This window comes from Bythopirellula superficialaquae (assembly GCF_059632245.1).
On the sequence record NZ_CP197426.1, the window covers coordinates 3,277,912 to 3,302,346 of the forward strand.

General features: G+C 56.0%; 16 protein-coding genes. 10 read left to right on the forward strand and 6 right to left on the reverse strand.

What is annotated here, in order from left to right; translation table 11 throughout:
* Window positions 1-35: 35 nt before the first annotated feature.
* Window positions 36-611, forward strand: a complete 576-nt coding sequence (gene dcd / locus SH678x_RS13430; protein ID WP_496918967.1) for a dCTP deaminase — start codon at window positions 36-38, stop codon at window positions 609-611.
* 55 nt (window positions 612-666) lie between these two features.
* On the opposite strand, the gene SH678x_RS13435 is transcribed toward dcd, so the two are convergent.
* Window positions 667-1,914 (reverse strand): Gfo/Idh/MocA family protein, encoded by a 1,248-nt coding sequence (locus tag SH678x_RS13435; RefSeq protein WP_496918968.1) that lies wholly within the window; start codon window positions 1,912-1,914, stop codon window positions 667-669.
* 134 nt (window positions 1,915-2,048) lie between these two features.
* On the reverse strand, window positions 2,049-4,385 hold the full coding sequence (locus tag SH678x_RS13440) for an ATP-dependent helicase (protein ID WP_496918969.1): 2,337 nt from the start codon (window positions 4,383-4,385) through the stop codon (window positions 2,049-2,051).
* Window positions 4,386-4,635: 250 nt separating this feature from the next.
* Here SH678x_RS13440 and SH678x_RS13445 point away from each other — a divergent pair, with 250 nt between their 5' ends.
* Both SH678x_RS13445 and SH678x_RS13450 read left to right on the forward strand, forming a co-directional pair.
* Window positions 4,636-4,914: a DNA-directed RNA polymerase subunit alpha C-terminal domain-containing protein gene (locus SH678x_RS13445; protein WP_496918970.1), complete on the forward strand. Its 279-nt coding sequence runs from the start codon at window positions 4,636-4,638 to the stop codon at window positions 4,912-4,914.
* 452 nt (window positions 4,915-5,366) lie between these two features.
* Complete coding sequence (locus SH678x_RS13450) at window positions 5,367-6,392, forward strand: hypothetical protein (protein ID WP_496918971.1); 1,026 nt, start codon at window positions 5,367-5,369, stop codon at window positions 6,390-6,392.
* A 110-nt stretch (window positions 6,393-6,502) separates the two neighbouring features.
* On the opposite strand, the gene SH678x_RS13455 is transcribed toward SH678x_RS13450, so the two are convergent.
* Window positions 6,503-7,984 (reverse strand): DUF8689 domain-containing protein, encoded by a 1,482-nt coding sequence (locus SH678x_RS13455; RefSeq protein WP_496918972.1) that lies wholly within the window; start codon window positions 7,982-7,984, stop codon window positions 6,503-6,505.
* A 187-nt stretch (window positions 7,985-8,171) separates the two neighbouring features.
* On the opposite strand from SH678x_RS13455, the gene SH678x_RS13460 reads away from it, so the two are divergent.
* The 5 genes from SH678x_RS13460 to rlmKL all read left to right on the forward strand — a co-directional run bounded on the left by SH678x_RS13460 (window position 8,172) and on the right by rlmKL (window position 17,310).
* Window positions 8,172-9,026: a formyltetrahydrofolate deformylase gene (locus SH678x_RS13460; protein ID WP_496918973.1), complete on the forward strand. Its 855-nt coding sequence runs from the start codon at window positions 8,172-8,174 to the stop codon at window positions 9,024-9,026.
* Between the two features lie 187 nt (window positions 9,027-9,213).
* Entirely contained in the window at window positions 9,214-10,023 is an 810-nt protein-coding gene (locus SH678x_RS13465) for a peptidylprolyl isomerase (RefSeq protein ID WP_496918974.1), read from the forward strand.
* A gap of 344 nt (window positions 10,024-10,367) precedes the next feature.
* Window positions 10,368-14,639, forward strand: a complete 4,272-nt coding sequence (locus SH678x_RS13470) for a beta strand repeat-containing protein (RefSeq protein ID WP_496918975.1) — start codon at window positions 10,368-10,370, stop codon at window positions 14,637-14,639.
* Between the two features lie 20 nt (window positions 14,640-14,659).
* Window positions 14,660-15,154, forward strand: coding sequence for a TraR/DksA family transcriptional regulator (locus SH678x_RS13475; protein ID WP_496918976.1), 495 nt, complete (start codon window positions 14,660-14,662; stop codon window positions 15,152-15,154).
* A 32-nt stretch (window positions 15,155-15,186) separates the two neighbouring features.
* A complete protein-coding gene (gene rlmKL, locus SH678x_RS13480) occupies window positions 15,187-17,310 on the forward strand; it encodes a bifunctional 23S rRNA (guanine(2069)-N(7))-methyltransferase RlmK/23S rRNA (guanine(2445)-N(2))-methyltransferase RlmL (protein WP_496918977.1) in 2,124 nt (707 codons plus the stop codon).
* 49 nt (window positions 17,311-17,359) lie between these two features.
* Here rlmKL and nadE read toward each other — a convergent pair whose 3' ends face one another.
* The 3 genes from nadE to SH678x_RS13495 all read right to left on the reverse strand — a co-directional run bounded on the left by nadE (window position 17,360) and on the right by SH678x_RS13495 (window position 21,332).
* Window positions 17,360-19,345 (reverse strand): NAD(+) synthase, encoded by a 1,986-nt coding sequence (nadE, locus tag SH678x_RS13485; RefSeq protein ID WP_496918978.1) that lies wholly within the window; start codon window positions 19,343-19,345, stop codon window positions 17,360-17,362.
* Between the two features lie 31 nt (window positions 19,346-19,376).
* Window positions 19,377-20,606 carry a CinA family nicotinamide mononucleotide deamidase-related protein gene (locus tag SH678x_RS13490; protein WP_496918979.1) on the reverse strand — a complete coding sequence of 410 codons (1,230 nt, stop codon included), beginning with the start codon at window positions 20,604-20,606 and terminating at the stop codon, window positions 19,377-19,379.
* Between the two features lie 114 nt (window positions 20,607-20,720).
* Complete coding sequence (locus tag SH678x_RS13495; protein WP_496918980.1) at window positions 20,721-21,332, reverse strand: YMGG-like glycine zipper-containing protein; 612 nt, start codon at window positions 21,330-21,332, stop codon at window positions 20,721-20,723.
* 430 nt (window positions 21,333-21,762) lie between these two features.
* Here SH678x_RS13495 and SH678x_RS13500 point away from each other — a divergent pair, with 430 nt between their 5' ends.
* Together SH678x_RS13500 and SH678x_RS13505 are read left to right on the forward strand one after the other, a co-directional pair.
* Entirely contained in the window at window positions 21,763-23,019 is a 1,257-nt protein-coding gene (locus tag SH678x_RS13500; protein WP_496918981.1) for a trans-sulfuration enzyme family protein, read from the forward strand.
* A 121-nt stretch (window positions 23,020-23,140) separates the two neighbouring features.
* A complete protein-coding gene (locus tag SH678x_RS13505) occupies window positions 23,141-24,292 on the forward strand; it encodes a trans-sulfuration enzyme family protein (RefSeq protein WP_496918982.1) in 1,152 nt (383 codons plus the stop codon).
* Window positions 24,293-24,435 lie beyond the last annotated feature (143 nt).

Here is a 24,435-nt window from a genome sequence, read left to right on the forward strand (position 1 = left end):
TCCCTGACCACTGACCTCCAACCTCTAGCCTCGCAATGATCCTCACCGGCCCAGAAATTCTTGCCCGTCTCGGCGACGACATCGAGATCGACCCCTTCAATCCCGCGCGGGTCAATCCCAACAGCTACAATCTCACGCTGCATGACGAGCTCATGGTCTACGAGGAAGTTGTCCTCGACATGGCCAAGGCTAATCGCGTCAGGCGGATCTCGATCCCGAAGGAAGGGATCATCCTCAGCCCCAACCAGCTTTACTTGGGCCGCACCGTCGAGTTTACGCGCACACGCAACCTCGTGCCTCAGATCGAAGGCCGCTCATCAATCGGTCGGCTGGGCCTGTTCGTCCACGTGACGGCCGGCTTCGGCGATGTCGGCTTTGCCGGTTGCTGGACGTTGGAAATGTTCGCCGTCCAACCCGTACGAATCTACGCGGGCACCGAAATCTGCCAGATCATCTACCACGAGATCACCGGCTCGGTTGAAGAGTACTGCTCCAAGTACCAACACAACCGCGACATCCAACCCAGCCTACTCTTCGAAGAACTGGACCCCGACCGCGAAAACGACCCCCAGCTACCCCTCAACTTCGGGCTGGAACGTTCGCACGGGTAAAAATCAAGATTTTCGGTGACACTAATTGCTCTTGGAGAGTTCTGCTGATAGCGGACTAAACAAACATCGCAGGATCAAACTCACGATACTCTCCTGAGTACTGGGCCTCGGCACCCGTGACAGTCATTGCAATTGATCTCAAGCCCACCTCGCCCGGGCAAGACGGCGTCGTGCGATTGATGATCGCATTGACAAACGAACGGAATTCAAGCGCGTAAGAATAATCTCGCAAACCACCTGCAGAAGACTGTTCTGCTTGCACCATTTCGGTGACGGGACACAAAAGCCCCGCCAAATCAAAATCGCCTAGTTTGGCAACCGAAATCTTTGTGGCCTTCCGCTGACGGTCGTAGTGAATCAATTCTTGTTCTGCCGTGATCCGCAAGGCCCCCTCATTTCCCAGGAACAACTCACCGTAGCTCCAACCGTAGTTGAGCCCTTGGTGAAAGTCTTGCGAGAATCGCACCAAGATATCTCCATCAAACAAATAGTCGGCTGTCACTGCATCATAGGTTTCCCGCTGATCGGGATAACGTGCCACACCGATCCCACAAACTTTCTTTGGCAACTTCCCGCCCAGCACCCAACTGCAAGCATCCATTTGATGTGTACCATTCTCGGTCATCAAACCATGGCCATACTTGCGATATAGACGCCAGTTGATGAGATGATCGAGGGACGGAAATCCCCAACGACTGAAATCTTTTTCGACACTTGGAAGCGGACGCTTCCAGTCCTCCCAGCGATCCCAAAAAGCATCCACGCGAATCACTTCGCCAATAATGCCTTCCTTTTGTACTAGCTGCTCGGCCAGATAATACAGCGGATTGCTGCGACGCTGCTGACCGATTTGCAAAACCCGCCCCGTCCGGTCACGAACCGCATTCATCTGCCGCGCTTCATCAATGCTATAAGCCATAGGCTTTTCACAAAACACATCCCGCCCCGCTTCCATCGCGGCGATCGCGGCGGAGGCATGTGTATCTTCGGGTAGCGCGATGATAACCGCTTGCAAATCGCTTTCCGAAGCCAGTAGTTCGCTCCAATCTTCATAGATTCGGGCGTCGGGGCCAAGTTTCGTGGCCTCGGATACAGATTCAGGATTGATGTCACAGATACAAGTGAGCTTAGTGTCCGGAATTCGCAACATATCATTTGCACAATGCCGTCCCTTTGCACCCGCTCCGATCAGGGCAAAGTGCAAGGGCTCGTTGGCTGTTGCGGCAAAACTTCTTGAGGCTGCAAAGGTCGCTACTGTAGTCGCCGACGATTGCAAGAAACCACGTCGATTCATGTCAGGCATGAACTTACCCTTTGTCGCGTTGGGAGAAGAAGAGGTGGGTTATCACGGATATGATACCGCACTATAAGTTCTAGCAGTTTTACAGAGACTGCGCATTCTTTTTCGCGCAACTTGAGCGACATAAAGCGCAGTTGCTACAACTTCCCCGCCGGCCGCAGCGGGCTGTGCGCCAAAATAAAGCGTTTCTCGCCTACCGTCACGAAGCGCACCGTCGCACGGCGATTCTTGCCCGCCCCGGAGAGTGCGACAATCTTTCCCACACCATACTCGGGATGTACGACGGTCATCCCTTGCGCAAACACATCCGGCGGTACGCGCGATTCCGCGGGTTCAACTTCGCCAGCTAACGCCGCGGCGGTTGTCACTTGGGCGGCCACGACTTGCCAGCTGGGTTTTTCCTTTTTCTCGGGCTTGGCCGCCGCACCGAAGTCAAACGAGGTATCCGGTTCTTCTGCAAATTCGTCCTCGGTGAAGTCTTCGCCCGCCGCGTCGGTCTCTTCGTGCAGCCACGATTCATCGTCCCAGGAATGCATCTCCGAGGTGGAATGAACAAGCTCCATCTCCTCGCGCGGAATTTCCATCAGAAACGAACTGGGCACGGTATACCGCCGTTGACCGCGGAAGTCACGCTCCACCGCATAGCTCAACTGCAATTCGTCTTTGGCTCGCGTGATCCCCACAAAGGCCAGCCGCCGCTCCTCTTCCATCTGGGCTTCGTCGTTGGTGCTCCGCTCGTGCGGCAACAAACCATGCTCAACCGCGACAAGAAAGATGACGGAAAACTCCAAGCCCTTCGCCGCATGCAGCGTCATCATCGTGACTTTGTCGCTCTCGGTTTCCCAATTGTCGGTTTCATTCACCAGCCAGGCATTTTCCAGATAAATTTCCAACTGCCCGCCGCCCGGGTTGTGCTCATCAAACTGCCGGGCGTCGGTCAGCAATTCTTCGATGTTCGCCAACCGGTTGAGGTCTTCCTCGTCGTCGCTGCCGGAAAGGTGATCGCGGTAACCCGATTCGTCGAGCACCGTGCCCAAGATTTCTTCCACGTCGCGATCCCCCAACTGACAAAGGTGATCGATCAGCGCGACATATTCCAACACCTTCTTAGCCGAGCGGGCCGCGAGTCCTTCCACTTGGGCCGCATCGCGGGCCGCTTCCAACAGCGGAATGCCGTGGGTGTAAGCATATTCGTTGAGCAAATCGACGGTCTTGCGGCCTATGCCCCGCGCCGGCGTGTTGATCGTCCGCATGACGGCTTGATCGTCTTGCGGATTGTTCACCAACTGGCAGTAAGCCAACACGTCCTTAATTTCTTTGCGTTGATAGAACTCCTGCCCGCGGACCATTTGATACGGCACGCCCGCTTCGCGGAGTTTCCGTTCGATCGCGCGCGACAAGGCATTCACGCGATACAAAATCGCAAAGTCGCTCGCTCGACGAGTGCCGCTCTTGATCGACTCGGCAATCCGCGCGGCGATGTCTTGGGCTTCATCATCCTGGCTCGCGTATTCCACAAGCCGCACCGAGGCACCCTCGTCATTGTCGGTGAACAACGCCTTCTGCTTCCGCCGCAAATTGTGGCGGATGAGATTGTCGGCGATTCGCAGAATCTTCTTCGTGCTGCGATAATTCTGCTCCAGCCGTACGACCTTCACTTGGGGAAAGTCATTCTCAAATTGCAGAATGTTGTTGATGTCAGCGCCGCGCCAGCCATAGATCGACTGGTCTGGGTCGCCCGTCACCGCGAGGTTCGGATAATCGACCGACAACGCTCGCAACATGACGTACTGCACATGGTTGGTGTCTTGATACTCATCAACGAGCAAATATCGGAACCGCTCATCCAGCGCGGCCCGAATTTCCGAGTTCTGATACAGCAAATGCGCGACGTGCAGCAGCAGGTCGTCGAAGTCGACGGCCGACGACGCCAGCAATCGCTTCTGATAAAGCGGATAGACTTCGGCCACGACCTGACTCAATGGGCTGCCGGGACGGGGCTCGAACTTGTCGGCCGTGATCAGCTTGTTCTTCGCGCCGCTGATCGCATGGGCAATCCGTTCGGGCGTGTAATGCAACGTGTTGATTTCGGCGGCATCGATCACGCGAGCCAAGGTTTGCTTGGCATCGGACGTGTCGTAGATCGTGAAGTTCGGCGTCAAACCGACAAATTCGGCGTACTGCCTGAGCAGCCGCGCACCGAAGCGGTGGAACGTGCTGACCCAGACGTTCTCGCCGGGGGCCAATTGCTCGACCCGCGATTTCATTTCCTGGGCGGCTTTGTTGGTGAACGTCAGTGCCAGAATCTGCGAAGCGGGGATTCCTTCACGCAGCAAATGGGCAATCCGGTGGGTTACGACCCGCGTCTTGCCGCTGCCGGGACCAGCCAACACCTGCATCGGACCATCGACATGGCGCACGGCCTGGCATTGAGCTTCATTGAGCGAATGGAAGAGCGGATCCACGGTGTCCATTCCCTTGGGAAAGAATTACTGCTAGCAGAAGTGTACTCCTATTCACTACATCCTACGCGTGTTGGGCCTCATGCGCCAATGACAGCACCGGTTGGGCAGACTAAGAAATTTTCACAGACAGGGAAAAATACTTCTGGCAATTGGGCAAAGTTTGCTATACTCCCGACCAGTGCGGCGGAGACTCGCCAGCACTTTTCAAGACAACACAATTCGACACTCAGTATTCCAACATTCAGGGAGGGAACCCGCGATGACACGTGTACCGCTGAACCGCGCAGAATTGGCCAATCAAGGATTGAAGGATCGTCTGGAAATGAGCACAGCCGAAATCGGCTTGGCTGTTCGTACGACCAACTGCCTGGAAGAAAAAGGCATCTTCACGGTCGACGACTTGCTCCACTGCACTCGCGAAGACTTGCTCAGCATTTCCAACTTCGGCGAAAAGACCCTCGAAGAAGTGTATAAAGCACTCGAGCGCATCGGCTTCTATCGTCCGCAGCCGACCGGGCGGAACAACCAACCGCGCTAAGTCGAATCTCTGTAGCCGAGGTCTTCGACCTTGGACTCTTTTGCATCGCTTGCATTGAACGCCTCACACCGCGTTTGCGTAGAGGGTCTGAACTGGCTGCGCGGTTCGTAGGTTGCGTTTTGTCAGCGCGATGTTGCATCTCGGCATCAAGCCAAATTTGACGCCGCGCGCTGCAATCCCGTGTCCTAGAGTTGACTAACTCGATGTGCTGGCAGCATTGCTTGTCCCTCGGCGTTTCACCGCCAGTGACAGCAGTTTTGCCGGTTCAAAGACTACTCCTCCGGCCGATCTCCCCCAGGTCGCAAGGTCTCCCCAAGTTGAATTCCTCGCCAAATTGCGGCGTGGCCAGAAAAAATCATTGCCAACGGACGGACCGTGAGTCTAATACAGTATGCCTGGAGGCGGCAGTAAGCCTGAGCCTCGGGAACCTTTTGGATTGTGAGAAGACCAACATGAAACGCTGTTCGCTAATTGCTTCAGTTGTCGCCGTGAGTGCGTTCGCGCTGTTGAGTGCATCGACGGCTCAGGCTCAATGCAGTACCTGCGCTCAACCCCAACAGGTTGTCGCATTTTCTCCAGTAGTAGCGGCACCCGTCTCTACGGTGACGTTTGAACCGGTCCGCGGTTGGTATCCTGGTCGCGCGATCGACAATTGGCGGATGCGCCGCTGGGGCTTTGCTGCTCCAACGACTGTGACTGCTGTGACTCCCACGTGGTCGACCGCTGTGCCCGTCACCGCCGCCATGCCCGTGACCTCCACTTTCGTTCCCCAAACAGTGAACTTCGCGCCGATGGCGACCACCACGTTCATGGCTCCCACCGTGACCGCCTTTGCACCTCTCGGCCAACGCCAGGTGTTGATGCGTCCGGTTGTTGTGCAATCACCCGTCGTAGCGACTTCGTTCGTCGACTCGGGTTGTTCGACCTGTGCCGCCCCTGCTCCATGCTCGGCTTGCTCTGCATGTGACGCGGCTGCCCCTTGTTCCTCATGTGCTGGCTCAAGCGTCGTTGAACAAGCGACATTTGCTTCGGCGGCTCCTGCCCCTTGTGCTGGTTGTGCCCAAGGCAGCTCGATCACTTATGCCGACCAAGGTGCCGTGCAACAACAAGCTCCCATGAGCGGCAATCAAACTCCACAGCCCGCTTTGACTCCCCAAGAAGCCGCGCCGCTGCGTTCCAACTATCCTCAGCAAAATTCGACTTCGACCCAGGAAAACAGCACACAGACGCCTGACCCCGGCCCAGCCGCCGTAAAGCCAAGCGAATCGAGCACCTACCTGGAACCACCCGCGTTGTTCATCCCGGGCGATCGGACCGCCCAAGAAACGGCCAAGCCGGTGAATCGTGCCCCCAGTGTCAACGTCTGGAACGCCGTGTATCGCGAACCAGTCAACGCCGACAATGTGAGCACAACTACCACCAGTGCAACTCAAGCCGAGATCGATGCCCAAGGGTGGCATTCGGTTCCGGCTAACTGAGTCACCTAGACATACGGCCAATAAAACTTACGTTACAAACCAACAACAGAACCGGCGGCAATTTTTGCCGCCGGTTTGTTTTATTTGAGAGGCTAGTGAATCCGGATCGATCACATGATGGCAAAGTAATTTTCGACGGCGTAGTCGAAGTACTCACGGCACATCGTGGGGGTCGTATCGAGGTAGTTGCAATAGTTACGAATCTGAAGCAACAAGTCGCGCGGTTGGCAGCAACGGAACGGCCGCTCGATCGGCTTGTAATGATTGTCGATCAAATAGTCGACCGCGTCGGCATGGTATTCTACACCCACGATCGGAGCCATGATCTCAAACAGCTTACGAAATTCCTCTTCGCTTGGATTGGGAACTTCGATCTTGTAAGGAATACGCCGCAGGAAGGCGTCGTCGACCAGGTCCTTGGGTTCCAAGTTGGTCGAAAAGATAATCAATTGATCGAACGGCACCTGAATCTTCTTGCCGTTCACCAGCCGCAGGAAGTCATATCGCTTTTCCAGCGGCACGATCCAGCGGTTGAGCAATTCGTCGGTGGTCATCCGCTGCCGGCCGAAGTCGTCGATCACCAGCGTGCCGCAGTTGCTCTTCACCTGCAAAGGCGCTTCGCTGACATTGTTCCCCGAGCCGGGCATCACTTCCAACGAATCCATGGTGAGTTCGCCACCCGCGATGATCGTTGGTCGACGAATCCGGACCCAACGCTTGTCGATGGCCAGTGCGTGCAGCGGACCCGCAGGCATCTCCAGCGGCATTTCTTCATGCAACGCCGGATCGAACACCCGCATGATCTCGCCATCAACACCGATCGCACGCGGTACCCACACGGTGTCGCCAAAGGCCTTGGTCACTCGTTCGGCGATGCTCGTCTTGCCGTTGCCCGGATAACCGAACAAGAACAACCCGCGGCCGGAGTTCACCGCCGGTCCCAAGCGTCGCAACATGTTTTGATTCACGAGCAAATCGGCAAACGCGCGTTCCAAGTCCGCCTTGGTAGGGTGAACTTTTGTCAGCGTTTGCTCCGAGACGCTCCGGACATAAGCTTCCAGCGGCACGGGCGCGGCGCCAAAGTAGCTGCAATATTCAGCCAACTTCTTAGCTCGTTCGCGGCCCATGTCAGTAAGCTGATAGACATAGTCGTTCATGGGGGCCGAACCGCGAAACCCAACAAGCTGGGCTTGTTTCAGCGCGGCCAGGATCGGTTCCATCAAGCGGAAAGGCATGGCATGCTGTTCGGCCAGCTCATGGCCCGACATGTCGCCGCAGGCGCCCAAGCATTTCAAGGCGAGATGTTCGAGTTGCCCCTCCGTGATGCCGGCTTCGACAAGCGTCTTGGGCTCGGTGGGCGTCCATTGATTGCGCTGTTTAGACGCCTCAGCCGTATCGTCACCCCCACTGGCCATCGGCCGCGGTGCCGCGATGACGGTCTTTTTCTGCGGGATCGCCGCCAAGGCCTGAACGTCTTCTTCTCCGCTTGCCAAGCGATTGATTCTCGCGAGCAGCGAATCGAGATCGTTGCCGACCGACATTGGTGGCGCAAGAGTATCGTCAATGATGAGATCGTCGGTTGGGATGCTCATGGCGGAAAAAAATACGGTGGGAATCGCGGCGGGAGGGGAAGCGCATAGCGGCGGCAGGCCATCCAAGATTAGGTTTATTTTCGGAGCACGGCAAATCTCCAGGCGGTGGAATATAACGGTTGTAGCGGTGCCGTAGGAACACGCGCCGCTGCTGACAGACAACGACGTTTCTATTAGGCTGGCATCCATGCAATTCATCATCACAGCTGTTGGTCCTGATCATCGCGGGTTGGCCGATCCAATTGTGCATTGTGTAACGGAGCTCGGGGCCAACATCGCTGAAATTCAGATGTTTGACCACGACGAAGAATCCGTCTTCTCGATGCTGACCCGAGTCGAAATGGATCCTGTCCGGGCTGGAGATCTGCGAGCCTCGGCGCAAGAAATCAGCAAGCGGACAGGACTGTCAATCCGCACATGGACCCCGGACATTCAGGGGCGTATGCCGAGACTGGCTGTTTGCGCCACTTACCGCACCGAGACGCCCCGTGCTGTGTTAGAAGCCATGCAAAGCGGCCATATCGCCGCCGAAGCGGCGGTGATGATCAGCAACCGTCAAGCGTGCCGCGGGTTGGCCGAAGAATTCGGCATCCCCTGGGTGACCATTGGCGATACCAACGGCCGGGCCGATGATGAGCGATTCATCGAGATCTGCGACGAACACCAAATCGATTACATTGTGCTGGCCCGTTATATGAGAATTTTGCCGCCAGCGAGCGTCTGGAAATACGCGGGGGGGCGGATCATCAATCTCCACCACGGCCTGCTCCCCAGCTTCAAGGGCATGCGGCCTTATCACGACGCCTTTGCCGTACGGATGCTCACCTACGGGGCAACCTGCCACTTTATCGTTCCAGAACTCGACGCCGGGAATCAGATCATCAACCAATCGACCTTCAGCGTTCCGCCGGGCACTCCCATCGAGGAAATTGTCCGCCAGGGGCAAGCTGAAAACGAGCCCCAATGCCTCGTTGAGGGGGTCCGCCGAGTGGTCGATGGCGAAGTGCGGTTGCATTTCAACAAGATCGTCGCGGTCAAATGAGGACCAGTTTTACGGGTTATCCGAAATAGCAGCCGGCGCAAGCCATTGGACCGAGAAATTCGGCCCACCGGCTCGCGCCTGGGGGCTAGGTTTGCCCTCGATTTTCTTGACCGTTCCGAAACCCCTGTATAGGGTGGATGTATCGGAACTGAACAGAGACTCTCTTCCTACCCCGTGGTGCACCCTGATGTCACGTATTTTCTGCGCTCTTGCTGCCTTCTGTTTATGCGTCGGCAGCCTCTCGGCCCAAACGATTCGCTTCGATACCAACGTCGGCACGTTCGACATGAACCTGAACCCGACAGGCAATCCCTTCTTGCAGGGCCACGTGGACAACATCCTGGCCTACACGCTCGCCGGGCGCTATGACACAACGGTCATTAACCGGGCCGCGACGAACTTCGTGCTGCAAATGGGTGGCTTTCAAGCCCCGTTCTTGACGTTGCCAACCAGCTTCAACGCCTTTCCCTCGGTGCCCGCTTTTGATCGTGTGATCGTCGACGCCGACAACGACGGCAACGTCGACTTCGACCTCGGCAATCTCTCCAATACTCGTGCTACGGTCTCGCTGGCCTTGAGTAACAATCCGAACACCGGCACGAGTAGCTTCTTCGTGAATCTCAACGACACAAACGACTTTCTCGATGATTCCGACTTCGTCCCCTTCGCCGTCATCGAAAACATGGAGACGGTCAACCTGATTATGTCGCTGCCCCAAGCGAACCTGGATCCCAGCGGTAACAACTTGGCAGCGATCAACATTCCGATTCTCGAGAACAACCAACTCGTCTACATCCAAAGCGCCTATGTGCTTGATGCGACCGATGCCGAGATCGAATCCGCCTTGGCCAATGCTGATCTGTCGAACTTCTCACCAGCAAATCTAAGCGGGTTAACTGGCGGCAGCAGCCCGCTGTCGGCAACCGTTCCCGAGCCATGCTCGATCCTGCTCGCCGGCACGATGGCAATGCTGTCAGTTCTAAAGCGTCGCCGCTAAGTTTCACCCACATTTCGACTTAACACGATCCCGAGACGTTTTCGCCTCGGGATTTTTCATGCGCGCATTTCGTCGAAAATTTTTCTCTCGGCAATGCAAACTGCTCTTGCTATAGGGGTAAACTCTTCCTACGATCCCGCCGCCTCGAATCGTCCGAGGCACACACCTCTTCTACCAACTTATCTACGCAAGTTTATTGTCTCGATGGGTGACCGTTGCTTAGGCACGTTCGCGCTGAGGGTCCGCGAGATGCGCAGTCGCGCGCTATCGCAAGGACTTCGCGCTGTCGTTGTGCCTAGGTTGAAAACGGAACCTCCCGAGATACGTGACAGGAGATGCATCGCATGAGGGCTTTCACTTGCCTCTTGCCGAGTCAATGGCTCATCGGCGTCGTCGGATTGTGGACAATCGCGGGGTTGGCCATACCGGTTGGCGCTCAGGTACCTGTTTCCGATGGCACGATCGCTACCGAGGGTGCCATCGCCGAAGCGAGCTACACCAGCTCGGGGACTTACTTTAGCCGCGAACTCGGCACTCCACTCCGTTTTGGCTATCACAGCGAAGGCTACGGTACCGACCGCGGCGTCGCCAGCCTGGGTGCGATGAAGGTCTTCAATCTCGACGGAGCAGCCTGGTTCCTCGACGCCCAAGGCACGATGAGCGACGACTTCGGCGGCGGCTATAACGCTGGCCTTGGCTATCGCGAACTTGTGAATCTTGACCGTGGTTACGATGCCGAGCGCATCCTGGGTGCGAGCTTCTGGTCGGACGGCCAGAATACTGAAGGGAAAAACTTCTTCAATCAGCTCAGCTTCGGCTTGGAATCCCTCGGTGAATCCTACGACCTCCGGTTCAACGGTTACTTTCCGTTGGAACGCACGAAGCAGAGTGACCCCACGTTAATCGATTTCGACACGCCCGTCTTTCAGGGCAACAATCTGTTCCTCGGCCAACAAGAAATCATCACGAGCACGGCCTATTCGGTGCTTGATGCCGAACTTGCCAAACGAATTGGCAATCTCGACGCGTGGGCGATTGCCGCCGTTTATCAATTGGGTGGCGGGGGCGCGGATGACACGGGCTATCGCATCGGCGTGCGCGGATACGCGGTACCCGACCTCGCGGTGACGCTGCAAGTTACCGACGACGACATCTATCACACCAACGTGATGGTCGGTCTCACGTGGTTCGTAGGTCGCACGCACACGGGCAATGCTCCCGTGGGTGGTATCGTCGACCGCTTCCGCGAACCAGTTTGGCGTAACGACTTTATTGCAACCACAAATGCATCAGCGGTGGGGCCTGCTGGCGATCCATTGCGCGATGCCAACACGGGCGAAGTCCTGACCTTTATCTTTGCCAATTCGAATGTGGCTCCCGGCGGCGACGGCACATTCGAGAACCCAACCGACACACTCACCGGTGCACAAAACCTGAGCGACGAGAACGACTATATCCTAGGATTCTCGAATTCCGAATTTGCAGACGGAATTGTGCTCAAAGACAACCAAAAGTTCTGGGGCTTCGGCGACGATGCCTCAGGCAATCCGCTGGAATACTTCGTCGACACTAATCGGGGTGTCGTGCAACTTCCTGAAATCTCCACGGGTAGCCGTCCCATTATCGATACCGCAGGGACGGCGATTACGTTGGCTGACAACAACGATACTAGCGGCTGGATTCTACGAAATGCCACCACGGGCATCCTTGGCAATGGGGTCAACGCGCCACAAATTGGCAACATGACCATTGGTTCTTCAACTGATCCCGTGGGGACTGGTATTCAGCTAACGAATATCACAGGCACAACTGTTATCGAGAACACGGTGACCATCGATGAAACCACCACGGCAGGCATGATCATCGACGGTGGCGAAGATGGTATGAACATCAACGCCGTTATCACCAACTCCGCTGGCCGGGCGCTAGAAATCCGCAACCGTGCAGGTGGCACGATTGCCTACGGCGGCACGATCACATCTACCGGCGGCACGGGTATCCTGATCGACAACAACGTCGATACCAACATCACGTTCAGCGATGAGATTTCCTTAGCCACAGGCATCAACGACGCCCTGACCATTACCAACAATTCGGCTGACACAGCGGCCACAATTCGCTTCGACGAACTGCTGGAAATCGATACCACCGACGGTGATGGTGTCCTCATCACCGACAGCGATGATGATATGACCTATCGGTTTGCCGACCTCGACATTGAAACAGAAGCAGGTGCGGGTTTCACCGCCACCGGCGACGGCACTCTGATCGTAACCAGTGCCAATGGAACTAACTCGATTGCCACAACCACAGGCCGCGTCCTTAATTTGTCAGGCATGTCGATCGGTACCGGAGGTGCCAACTTCGACACAGTCGACGCGACAGGTGTGGCAATTTCTGCTGACAACCCCGATGCCAACGCGATTACACTGCAAAACTTGGACGGCACGGGCCAACTCCGCATCGGCTCGGGTGAAGACCCAGGCGACGGCGGCACGCTCGTTTCCAACGGCAATGCCGACGATCCTGCGTTCTTCGTCAACAATGTTGACAACCTAGTCGTGAACAACGTCACGATCGACAATTCGGCGGCCACGGGTGCTGGATTGGTTGTCACGGGCCAGGATGGCGGCACGGCCACGTTTAATGGACTCAATGCAGAGACTTCGGGCAACGCCATAGCTGTTAATGTCAATGGTAATGAAGGTGGCACGATCACATTCAATAATCTCGTCGCCGAAAGCGTCAACGGCACGGCTGTCGTGGTGGATAACAACGAAGGCGCAACTATTAACTTTAACCAAGATTTGACGGTCACCTCCACGGGCACTGGCCAAGGCTTCATCGCCTCGAATAAGGGCACGGTAAGTGTCACTGCAGCGGGTGATACGCAAGTCAATACGAACAGCGGCACGGCAATCGAAATTAATGATGTGACAATTGCTGGTACAAACGCCACGTTTGATGAAGTCAATGTAACCGCAGGGACCGACCGTGGCATTTGGATTCAAGATGTCACTGGTACGGGACAAATTGTTGCCGGATCAGGCACGACAGCTGGTGACGGCGGAACGATAACCATGGTCAATGCCGGTACTGGCGTTGAGATTGACAATGCCGATAGCGTTGCGATCAACAACATCATCATCAATAAGTCCGGAACGGGACAAGCGGCCTTAGTCATTGGCCAAGACGGCGGTTCTGCTTCATTCAGTGGAGTTGAGATTAACTCGACCGGTGCCGCCAATGGTCTCGTTGTGGGCACGGCAACAGCGGGTGAAGAAAACACTGAAGGCACATTCACGGCTAATAATCTTGATGTCACCACAGTTGACGGAAACGCTGTCTCTGTGATCGAGAATGAAGGTGGCGAGTACATCTTCACAAATCTGGAAGCGACGACGACTGGCACGGGTGACGGTGTTGTTATTAACAACAACAGCGCCGACACGACTGTGACGTTCAACAACATGGCTATCGAGGCGACTAGCACAGGCGAAGGCTTTGTTGCCTCAAACGGTGGCACTGTCATAGCGACAGGAACAAACACCGTCTCCACGGAAACCGGAACCGCTGTGAACTTGAACGGTGTCGTCAGTGGAGGCATCACCTTCACAGATGTCGATGTCGATGGTGCTGCCAATGGCGTCATTGTCAGTGGAGTCACGGGAAGTGCAGTAAACATAGGCAGCACGGCCACGGCTTCCAGTCTGAACACCACCGGAGATGCAATTCAAGTTACTAACTCGACGAATGTTGTTGTCACGAATGCCGATATTACTGGTACCGGTGCGGGTGTGGTATCCGATCACGACAACGATCAAGTCTACTCTTTAACCTTGAACGACGTGACTATAGCCGCTACGAAAACCAGTGGCATAGTGAGCACTCACTCTGGTAGTGTTGGCTATACGCTTAACATCAACAATAGTGCGAGCAATGCAGTCAACGGTGCTGGGGCTGCCAATACATTCGATCATACCGGCTCGGGTGCCTACACGGTGAATATCAGCAACACCGACTTTGAGGATGCCGTGGTTATGACTGGCAATGGCACTGGCACCTTTGGAGTTACCGCTCAAAGCGGTTCGTCCTTTCAGACAACCGGAACAGAGGTGGCCTTCCAAATCAACCTGGAAGCCCCAGTTGCACTGGCCAATATTCGCATTCAAAACAACGAGTTGGATGCGATCGATGCCAATGCGTTTGATTTGAATATCAACAGCACGAACTCCAAAACCGTCAACTTCCTATTTAACCAGAACGAAGTTGCTAATAACTCTGCCGCAGCAACGGTTGAAATAGATGCCAATGATGCAACGATTTTGAATTCGACCGTCGTCGGCAATAATGTGGTGTTTACTAATGCGGGAACCGGCGTCGAATTCGACATCGCGGCTAATGACGGCAATACAGTGGTTAACTTGAACTTGAACGATAACGAAGTAAGTGGTGTGTTCGGAACCTATGTGTTACGTGAACTCAACGGTTCATCGTTTGGTATTCAGAACCGTGACACGGTTGAAGCTAGAAACGATGGAAACTTCACTTACGACTCGCCAACAAACCAGCTGACGGACTTCACAGACATCAACAGCGTTCCAACGCCTCCGTGATCTAACGACTAAGAACTGCCATGTTCAGTGCCACGCTTCAATGCCATGCTTGTGGCTGGCGAACCATCGGCGGCGAGGAAGAAATTGTCAGGCGGTTGCGAGCGCTAGGATTATTCCGACGTGCTCCTCACCCGCCCATCGAGCTGGTCAGCGAATTGCTTAAAACAAACGCTCATCGGCTTAAATGCGACGCCTGCCACCAACCGGGCCTAGCCATCGCCGGGGCGGACGATGGCAGCTCGCTGGGATTTGCGGATCCGGGCGACGATGGGGATTGGCAACAAGCGATTATCTGCCAGGTTTGCCGCGAGCCGATATCGCCCGACCGTTTGGAAGTATTTCCCCACGCTCAGCGCTGTGCGAAATGCCAGGATCTGTCCGACCGCGGCGCCGAGCCGATCACCCCCGAATATTGCCCCAAATGCGGGGCGCTCGTCGAATTGCGGGCGAGCCGCGGCGGGGGCATCACACGCTATAAGCGATTCTGCACCGGCCAGCCCTCTTGCCGGCTCTAGCCGTTCGTACGGCAGGCTGTCATTATGGACGGATGACATTTCAGCTTGTTGCGACCGCTGCGTTCGGCCTTGAAGCCGTCGTGGTGCGCGAACTCAAAAATCTTGGCTACGAAGGCCGTGTTGCGCGACCGGGCCGGATTGAATTCTCCGGCGATGAAGCGGCCATCTGCCGCACAAATCTGTGGCTGCGCTCGGCGGACCGGGTCATGGTCCAAATCGCCAAGTTTTCTGCCCCGGATTTTGATGCACTCTTCGACACGGTCGCTGAACTGCCTTGGGAAGATTGGATCGTGCGTGAAGCCGCGATTCCGGTACGTGGTCGTTCGCATAAATCTCAACTCACCAGCGTGCCCGCCGTGCAACGTACGGTTAAAAAAGCCATCGTGAAACGCTTGCTCAACAAAATGGGCACGGTGGAACTTCCTGAAACGGGGGCGGCGGTCCCCATTGAAGTCGCACTCCTCGACAACGAAGCCACGATATCCGTGGATACTTCCGGCGACGGCCTGCACAGGCGCGGCTATCGTACGCTCGTCGGCCCCGCCCAACTGCGCGAAACGCTGGCCGCGGCACTCGTGCAATTGAGTTTCTGGAAACGCGATGTGCCGTTGATCGACCCTTTCTGCGGCACGGGAACGATTATCATCGAAGCAGCCATGATAGGGCGCAATCTCGCGCCGGGACGAAATCGCGAATTCTCCGCCGAATATTGGCCTCAGTTTTCGCAGGCCGCTTGGAAACAAGCCCGCCAGGAAGCTGCGGATTTGGTGCTTCCCGAGTTTGAAGAACGGCCGATTGGCACCGACATCGATGCCGAATCGCTCAGTTTAGCGCGCTATCACGCGGAACAAGCGGGCGTGGCCGAAGATGTGCATTTCCAGCAACGCGCATTCGCAGACCTCACGACGAAGCGGCAGTACGGCTGCACAATTATGAATCCGCCTTACGGCTTACGAATCGGTGACGAACACGAAGTTGCCGAGCTTTATCAAACATTTCCTGAAGTTTTGCGGCGGTTGAAAACGTGGTCGCATTTTGTTTTGTCGGCTCACGAGAATTTTGAGCAACTCGTGGGGCAAGAAGCGGATCGTCGCCGGAAACTTTATAACGCTCGGATTGAGTGTACGTATTACCAATTCTTTGGGCCGCGACGGCCGCGGGAAATCGAACCGGCTAAGCCGCAAGCGGCTGCCTTTGGCGGATTGCGCGAAGAAGCCAGTCGCCAAGCCGAGGAGTTTGCTAATCGGCTCAAAAAGCTCGCGCGGCATCTGCGGCGTTGGCCTGCTCGTGGAATCACTTGCTATCGACTTTATGAGCGCGACATTCCCGAAGTGCCGCTCGTGGTGGATCGCTATGAAGATTCCCTCCACATCGCCGAGTTCGAGCGTCCCCACGAACGGACCGCCGCCGAGCACGCCGATTGGCTCGACTTGATGGTGCGCACCGCCGCCGCGGCGCTCGATATTTGTCCTGATTTGGTTTTTTTGAAACTTCGTGAACGCCAGCGGGGTGACGCTCAATACGAACGCTTCAGCGATGAGCATGTTGTGCGAACCGTTCAAGAAGCCGGCCTGAAGTTTATTGTGAATCTGTCTGATTACCTCGATACAGGTTTGTTTCTCGATCACCGCATCACGCGCGGCATGGTCCGTGATATCGCTAGTGGCAAACGGTTTCTCAATTTGTTCGCCTACACCGGTTCATTCACCGCCTACGCCGCCGCGGGAGGTGCCGCAAAAACGACGACGGTCGATCTCTCGGCCAACTATCTCGACTGGGCTCACGAAAATTTGCGCATCAACGGTTTAGCCGGTCCGCAGCACGAGTTCATCCGCGACGACTCATTAGATTTCGTCAGTAATTTGAATAAGCACGACCTTTTTGACTTGGCCGTCGTTGATCCCCCCACGTTTTCGAACAGCAAGCGATTGGAGTTTGACTGGGACGTGCAGCGCGATTATTTGCCGCTGCTGAGCCGGTTGCTGGAACACATGTCGCCCAGCGGCGTGATTTTCTTCTCCACGAATTCGCGGCGATTCAAGTTCGATGAGAGCGCGTTCGCGGGAGTCTCGATTCGCGAAATCAGCAAACAAACGGTCCCCGAAGACTTTCGCAACAAGCGCATTCATCGTTGTTGGCGCATCGTGAAAGGTTAGCCGGTCCGCCGCGGCGGATCCCAGTGCCGTTTTTTGCGCGAAATCCCATTCACGGCAGTGGAACACTGCCGGCTAACGCAGCACGCAACTCCGCAAGTTCACGCTCAAATCCTCCCGACAAAATCGGGAACCGGCACCAACTCTTCGGATCGAGATTTTCATCGTCGAGATGAAACGACGGGGCGTACCGTTCGCGCTTCCATTGGTTGCGACAGAAAAGGACGAAAAACTTTTCGACCCACGCACCCAATTGAGCAGCGCTGTAGTCGGGAAACTTCTTACATACGACGTGAAATACTTCCAGTGGCATGAGCTTGTCACGAATCGCCGCTCGTTCAATCGCGTCGAGCACGCGGTAGGGCATCAAATCGCCCTCATCGGTTTGGCCTTCTGATTTGGGCCGCAGTTCCGCCGTGGGAGCTTGTGAGTTGATCACCGACAGCGCCGGCAGCGGCCCCACTCCGGCTGGGCCGACTGTTTCCATCCATGTGAGCCACTCCAGCAAATAAGCTTTATCGATCCCCCCAATCGGAGCCAATCCGCCAGCCGTGTCACCATCCATCGTGGCATAACCCACCGCTGCCTCGCTACGGTTGCTGGTCGTGAGCAACAAAGCCCCCGTGAGATTCGCCAGCAACCAAGCCCCCGGTGCACGCGTGCGCGCTTGAATATTTTGCAAAGCCGTATCATCGTTTTGCCAAGTTATCTTGCGCCCGACAGCCTCGGAAACCGTTTCGACGTAGCCATCCACGAGCGTATCAATGTTCCACTGCAAGAACTTCGCGCCGATCGCCTGAGCCACGGTACGGGCAGCGTTGTACGTCACGTCACCGCTATTGCGCGTCGATTGATAGACGCAACTCAGAATTTGGCCGACGATGTCTTCGGCCATTTTTGTTTGAGCCAAGCTTGGCAGATGTCCAAGCTTCTTACAAAACTCGGCATGTCCCAGTTCCGCCAGCCCTAGCTTCACCATCATCCACACCATCGTCGCCACGGTAGCCGAATCGGCCCCGCCGCTGAGCGAAATAACAAAGCCCCCTGCCCTGCTCTTGCGTAGGTAATCAAACAAGCACAGCGCCACGGCCCGCGGAAATTCTTCTTCCTTCGGCGGGGGCGAGCCATCCCAATCGCTTTGCGGTACGGGCGGGCAAGCAATAGTCGGAGCTGGCAGCTTAAAGCCGCAATCGAGCGTGATCCCACCGGCGTCTTTGAAAGAATTCGCCACGCGGTTGGCACGGGTCGCTTCTACATCGACATCCGCCTGAGTCACCACGATATCTTGAAACGAAAATCGCGGCCCAATCGCCACAAGCTCACCACCGGTCGCGATCAATGTTCCGCCGTCGTAAAGAACGTTGCCTGCTTCGTTGCCGAGCAAGTTCGTGTAGACGTAGCTCGTCCCAAAATCTCGGCTGCCGCGAAGAACAATATCGCGGCGAATGTCCTGCTTAGCAAAAGCAAAATGGCTGCCGCTGGGGTTCAAAATAATATCAACCCCGCGCGCGCAAAGTTGCTTGCCGGTGCGCTCGATCATCCAAGCATCCCGGCAGATTTCCATGCCGATCTTAATGCCCTCGCAAGAAAAAGTCAGATCACCCGCGGGAAACTTTTCTCCTAAGCACTCAACTTCGCTTACCTTCCCCGCTGGCCAAGGTTTGAACCACCTCGGCTCGTAGTGGATCCCATCGCCCGCTAGCCATTGCTTAAGAACAAAACCCATCAAGCGGCCGTCACAGGCAAAGGCACACGCATTATAAATCTGGCCCTCCACGACCAGCGGCAAGCCCAGCGCAATTGCGATCCCCTGAGTGGCAGGCAAAATCTCGCCGAGCATCTCCAGCGAAGTTTCTTGAACACCACGCGAGAAAAATGCATCCTCACACCCATAGCCGCTGATGCACAGTTCAGGCAGGCAAACAAGGCTTGCCCCGCCGTCACGGGCCGCATGAATCGCGGCGACGATATTCGCGCGATTATGTTCCCAAGCAAGGGGAGTTTGGTTGAGTGCGGCGGCAGCGAGGCGGACTTTCATGTCGAAAGTATAGACGAGCCCATCGACGAAGTCACTTCGTCAGTTCTAGCCGCAAGGCATTGAGCGCTTGCTTGGCGGTGCGCGTTTGCAATATCGCCGGGTGGCTCGCACAGCCAAATCGGAGCTTGCGTGTGGCGTCGGCCCCCGCGATCGCGATACTAATATGAGCATCCGCGGCGAAAGGATCCGCGGGATAAGCAGCAACCGCAAGCCCCCAGTCGGCACGTGCATTGACCCGCATTGCTTCAGCCATCGCCACGGCAACCGCGACATCATGCGGCTCAGTGTTCTCCGGAATCTCGCACAGCGAGTTGAGTTGCGCGAAATTCTCAATCACGGCACCACGCAGAAAAACGTGGGCCGCAGGATCAAGGTCAGTAAGTAATCGTGTTAACATTCCCGCCGTCGCCCATTCCGCGATCGCCAGGGTTTGTCCGCGCTCCATCAACAAACGCATGACGACGTGTTCGAGCTCATCCTCTTCCTCACCGAAAATGAGGTTTCCGAGTGACTGGCGAATCACGCTCTCGATCGGTTCAATTGCGCAAAGGCAGGTGGATTCATCAATGCCCGTAGCCGTGATCCGCAATGTGATCGTGGCATCGCTCACGGTGATCCCCACCTTCGGTTCGCGGCCTCGGCGAATGAGGTCAGGCAGCATCGCTTCGAGCTGACTTTCTCCCGTGCCGAAACACTTGATGCGACGATGGCGAATCACACCATGATCTGGTTGGAGTTGGTTGATCCGCGGAGCCACGGTCGAGTGCCACATCTCGGTCATCTCGACGGGCACGCCGGGTAACGCGAATATGATGCAAGGGGGACGCTCTTCCCGTGAGACGATCATCTCAATCCCGGGGGCGGTACCGTGCGCATTGAGAATGGGGACTGCCCCTTCTGGAAAATCAGCTTGTACAACATTCCGAGCGGGCATCTCGCGTCCGCGCGCTTGGAACAGCCGTTCGATGTGGGCCAGCGACGACGCATCGCGCCACAGTTTAGTCCCAGTCGCGGCAGCTATCGCATCACGTGTGAGGTCATCCGCCGTGGGACCTAATCCACCCGTCGTCACAACAACGTCGGCCCGCTCGAATGCCGCGCGAAACACGGCGACATTATCGGCTAGCTCATCCCCCACGGTCGTGTGGAACGCAACCTCCAAACCGAGCTCGGTAAGCCGCTGGCTGAGCCATTGGCTGTTGGTATCGAGCCGCTGCCCCGTGGTCATTTCATCGCCGATGGATATAACTTCTGCTCTCATAAAAAGAAGTTTCGCTTGGCGGCCACGCATTGGGAAGGCTATAGAACACTAATCTCCGCTAATACTCACTAATAATTGATTAGCAAGGATTAGTGATAATCACCGTTCTTTATATTACTTCACAACCGTGAAGCCGAAACTCGTTCGTGGCCCGGGATAGCCGCAGCGGTAGCCGTAGTGCGGATGACACATCGGCGGACCGTAGTAATGCTCTTCCACGATCACTGGCGGAGGAACCTGAGCAACCACGGTCCGGGTTGGCATGGGCGGACTTTGCATTACTTGAATCACGTCGGTCGAGACGCCCTGATTGTGCAAATAGATTACATCCGAGGCGGCCAGCGGCCGTGCCATCCCCGACGTCCGCACATAATTCTGAATCAGCAGCGGGTCGACGCCCGAACGGCTCATTGCGACGACCTCATCAATCGTGGCGGCACCGGCGGGAACCTGTCGGCCCATCGCCGCGGCAATCTCGGCCCGGTTGCGGGCTTGCATCTCATCCATGCCTGAACCAACGACACCACCAGTAATCGCCCCCAATCCCGCACCGATCAGCGCGCCACCGGCCGCGTTGCCACCCGTGGCCTCGCCGATAATCGCACCTGTTCCTGCACCAGCCAGTGCTCCGAAGCCAGCGCCACGATCAGCGTAATAGGGAGACATACAACCAGCGACTAACATATTCGAAGCGAGTACGACAGACTGCGCAAGACGAAGGGTCATGGGACACCATCATGGAGTGGGGAAAGATCTGCGGGGGTGGGGATCGTCGCAGTCCCCTGTCGATCGGTCAAGATTGTCTATCAACCAAGTGAAGCAGGTGATCCCACCTAAATTGCCATGTCACATTGCCTATTTCCCCGAAATCACGGATTCACCCGTGTCACGAGCTTGCAATCGTCCCCAGTGAAACGTAAACTTGGGTTAACTCGGGATTTGTGGCCGCTTGCAGCCGAAACTGCTAAAAAGCCAGAGCCTGCCTACTTCATGGAGTTCCTTCGGGGACATTGGTGCTGGGCAGCAACAATTGAAAAGCTTTAAGCAAAGCCGCATTTACCGAGCGTAGATGCGGCTTTTTTTGTTGCCCAACGGAATTTGGTTTGCCTACCTCAAACCAGCATCAAAATTCAAACCCTAGCCCCACCGAAACATCATGAGTCACGTTGAAATGTCAAAGCCACCGACGAGTGCTGGATCTTCTTCGCGGGACAACAAACCCGACGATTCCTGTCCGGGCTTCGCCGACGATTTTTCCACGCTGTCGGTCCATGCGGGTGAAGCTCGGCAAAAGCCGGGCGATGCGATCACCGACCCGATCTTCTGCGCGTCGACCTACACCTTCACCGACACCCAATCGGTGATCGACTTCATCGAACAGAATCAAGTCCGCGAAGAATATGGTCGCTACGGAAACCCGGGTGAAAAAGTGGTCGAGCGCAAACTGGCCGCGTTGGAAGGGGCCGAGGACGCGATCCTTTATTCGAGTGGCATGGCCGCATTCGTCGGACTATTGACCGCCAAGCTCAGTTCCTGCGACGAAGTGGTGTTCTTCGATGAATGCTACCACCGCAGCCGCGAATTCTGTACGAAGCATCTCTCGCGATTTGGCGTTGTGACGCGCCAAGTTCGCACCGGTGACTACGAAGCCATGGAAGCGGCCATCAATCCGCACACCAAGCTGCTGATCAGCGAATCGCCCACCAATCCGCACATGAGCTGCATCGACCTCGAACGCTTCGCGTCGATTGGCAAGGAGTACGGCGTCGAGACATTGATCGATGCCACGTTGGCAACGCCTTATAATTTGCGACCCATCTCCGCAGGTATCGATTACGTACTGCATTCAGCCACCAAGTATTTGGGCGGTCACAATGACTTGCTGGCGGGTGTGATTTGCGGTTCGAAGGAAAAGCTCGAACCGGTTCGCAAACTCCGCGGCATCATGGGTGCCGTCAACGGTCCGCAAAATATCTACTTGTTGTCACGCGGCTTGAAAACATTCGAGCTGCGGATGCAGCGGCACAACCAGAATGGCATCCGCATCGCCGAGTTCTTGGAAAACCATCCCCGAATCGAGCGTGTGCTCTACCCCGGTCTTCCATCGCATCCCTATTACGAAATCGCTCGCGAGACGATGCGTGGTTTCGGTGGCCTGATCACGTTCTACGTGAAGGATGCCGACTGGCGCGAGACGGCCAACATCATCGATGCGGTGAAGATTCCTCGAATCGCCCCGAGCTTGGGCGGTGTGGAATCGTTGATCGAGCAGCCACTCGTGATGAGCTACTATCAATGCACGCCCGAGGATCGCCGCGAATTCGGCATCGCCGACAACATGATCCGGCTCTCCTGCGGCATCGAGAACACCGAGGATCTCATTGCCGATTTGGAGCAAGCGTTAAAAAGCTAAGAGCGGAAAATCGAAAAATACGCAGGAACACTAATCTTCGCTGATCAACGCTAATGAATTCCATTAGTGTTCGATGAGCGGTTATTAGTGTTCTGTTGTTTGTGTCTGGGAGTGTGATGTAATGGAATTCAGAACTCGCGCGATTCATGTTGGTAACGATCGCTGTCCAACAACAGGGGCCGTGGTTGCGCCGATCCATATGGCGTCGACCTTTGTCCAGCCTGGCGCCGGCGAATGGGGCGAGTTTGACTACTCCCGCAGCGGCAATCCTACCCGCAAAGCTCTCGAAACGACACTCGCTTCACTCGAAGGTGGCTACGGTGCGCTCGCCTTCGCCAGTGGCATGGCCGCCACGCATTGTGTCACCGCGATGCTCAAGTCGGGTGATCACATCGTCGCCGGCAGCGATATTTACGGCGGCAGCTATCGGCTGTTTCATAAAGTCGCCAACCGCGCTGGCATCACCGTTTCGCTCGTCGACGCCACGGATCCGGCAAATCTCGATGCGGCCATTACCCCCTCAACCAAGCTCGTGTGGATCGAAAGCCCGGGAAATCCCCGCATGTCGATCACCGACATCGCCGCCTGTGCCGAGATTGCACACAAGCATGGCGTGCTTCTAGGTGTCGACAGCACGTTTGCGACCCCCGTGCTAACGCGACCCTTGGAGCTGGGTGCCGATATCGTGATGCACTCGGCCACCAAATATCTCGGCGGGCACAGCGACCTCATGGGAGGCGCGCTGGTCATGCGCGACAAAGAGCTCCGTGACGAACTGTACTTTGTGCAGAATGCCACAGGCGCCATCATGGGCCCGTTGGAATGTTTTCTTTGTTCTCGTGGAATCAAGACGCTCGAATTGCGTGTCCGCGAACAAAGCCGCACGGCATTCCAACTCGCCGAATGGCTTGCGAAGCACGCGCAAGTGAACCGCGTGTTGTATCCCGGCCTGAGCAGCCATCCTGGTCACGAAATCGCCAAGCGGCAAATGACTGGCGGTTTTGGAGCCATGCTCACCTTTGAGCTCAAAGGCGATTTCCAGCAAACCAAGCGATTCGTGCAAGCAACCGAATTGTTCCAGCTTGCCGTCAGTTTGGGAGCCGTCGAATCGCTCATCGAGCAACCAGCGTCGATGTCGCACGCCAGCTACGACCCCGCCGACCGCGCCAAACACGGCATCACCGACGGCTTAATCCGCCTCTCCGTGGGACTGGAAGCGGTTCAAGATTTGCAAGATGATTTAGAAAAGGCGTTTCAGGTAGTGAGCGGCTAACTCAAGTCATTCTGAGAGAGCCAGGCGACCAAAGAATCTGGCCTGCATTACCTACACGCATGGACGGCCTATCAAAACTAAATCTAAATTCTTCGAGTCGCAGCCATAAATTTTGAGAACTGGCCCCAGAATGACTTTGAAGG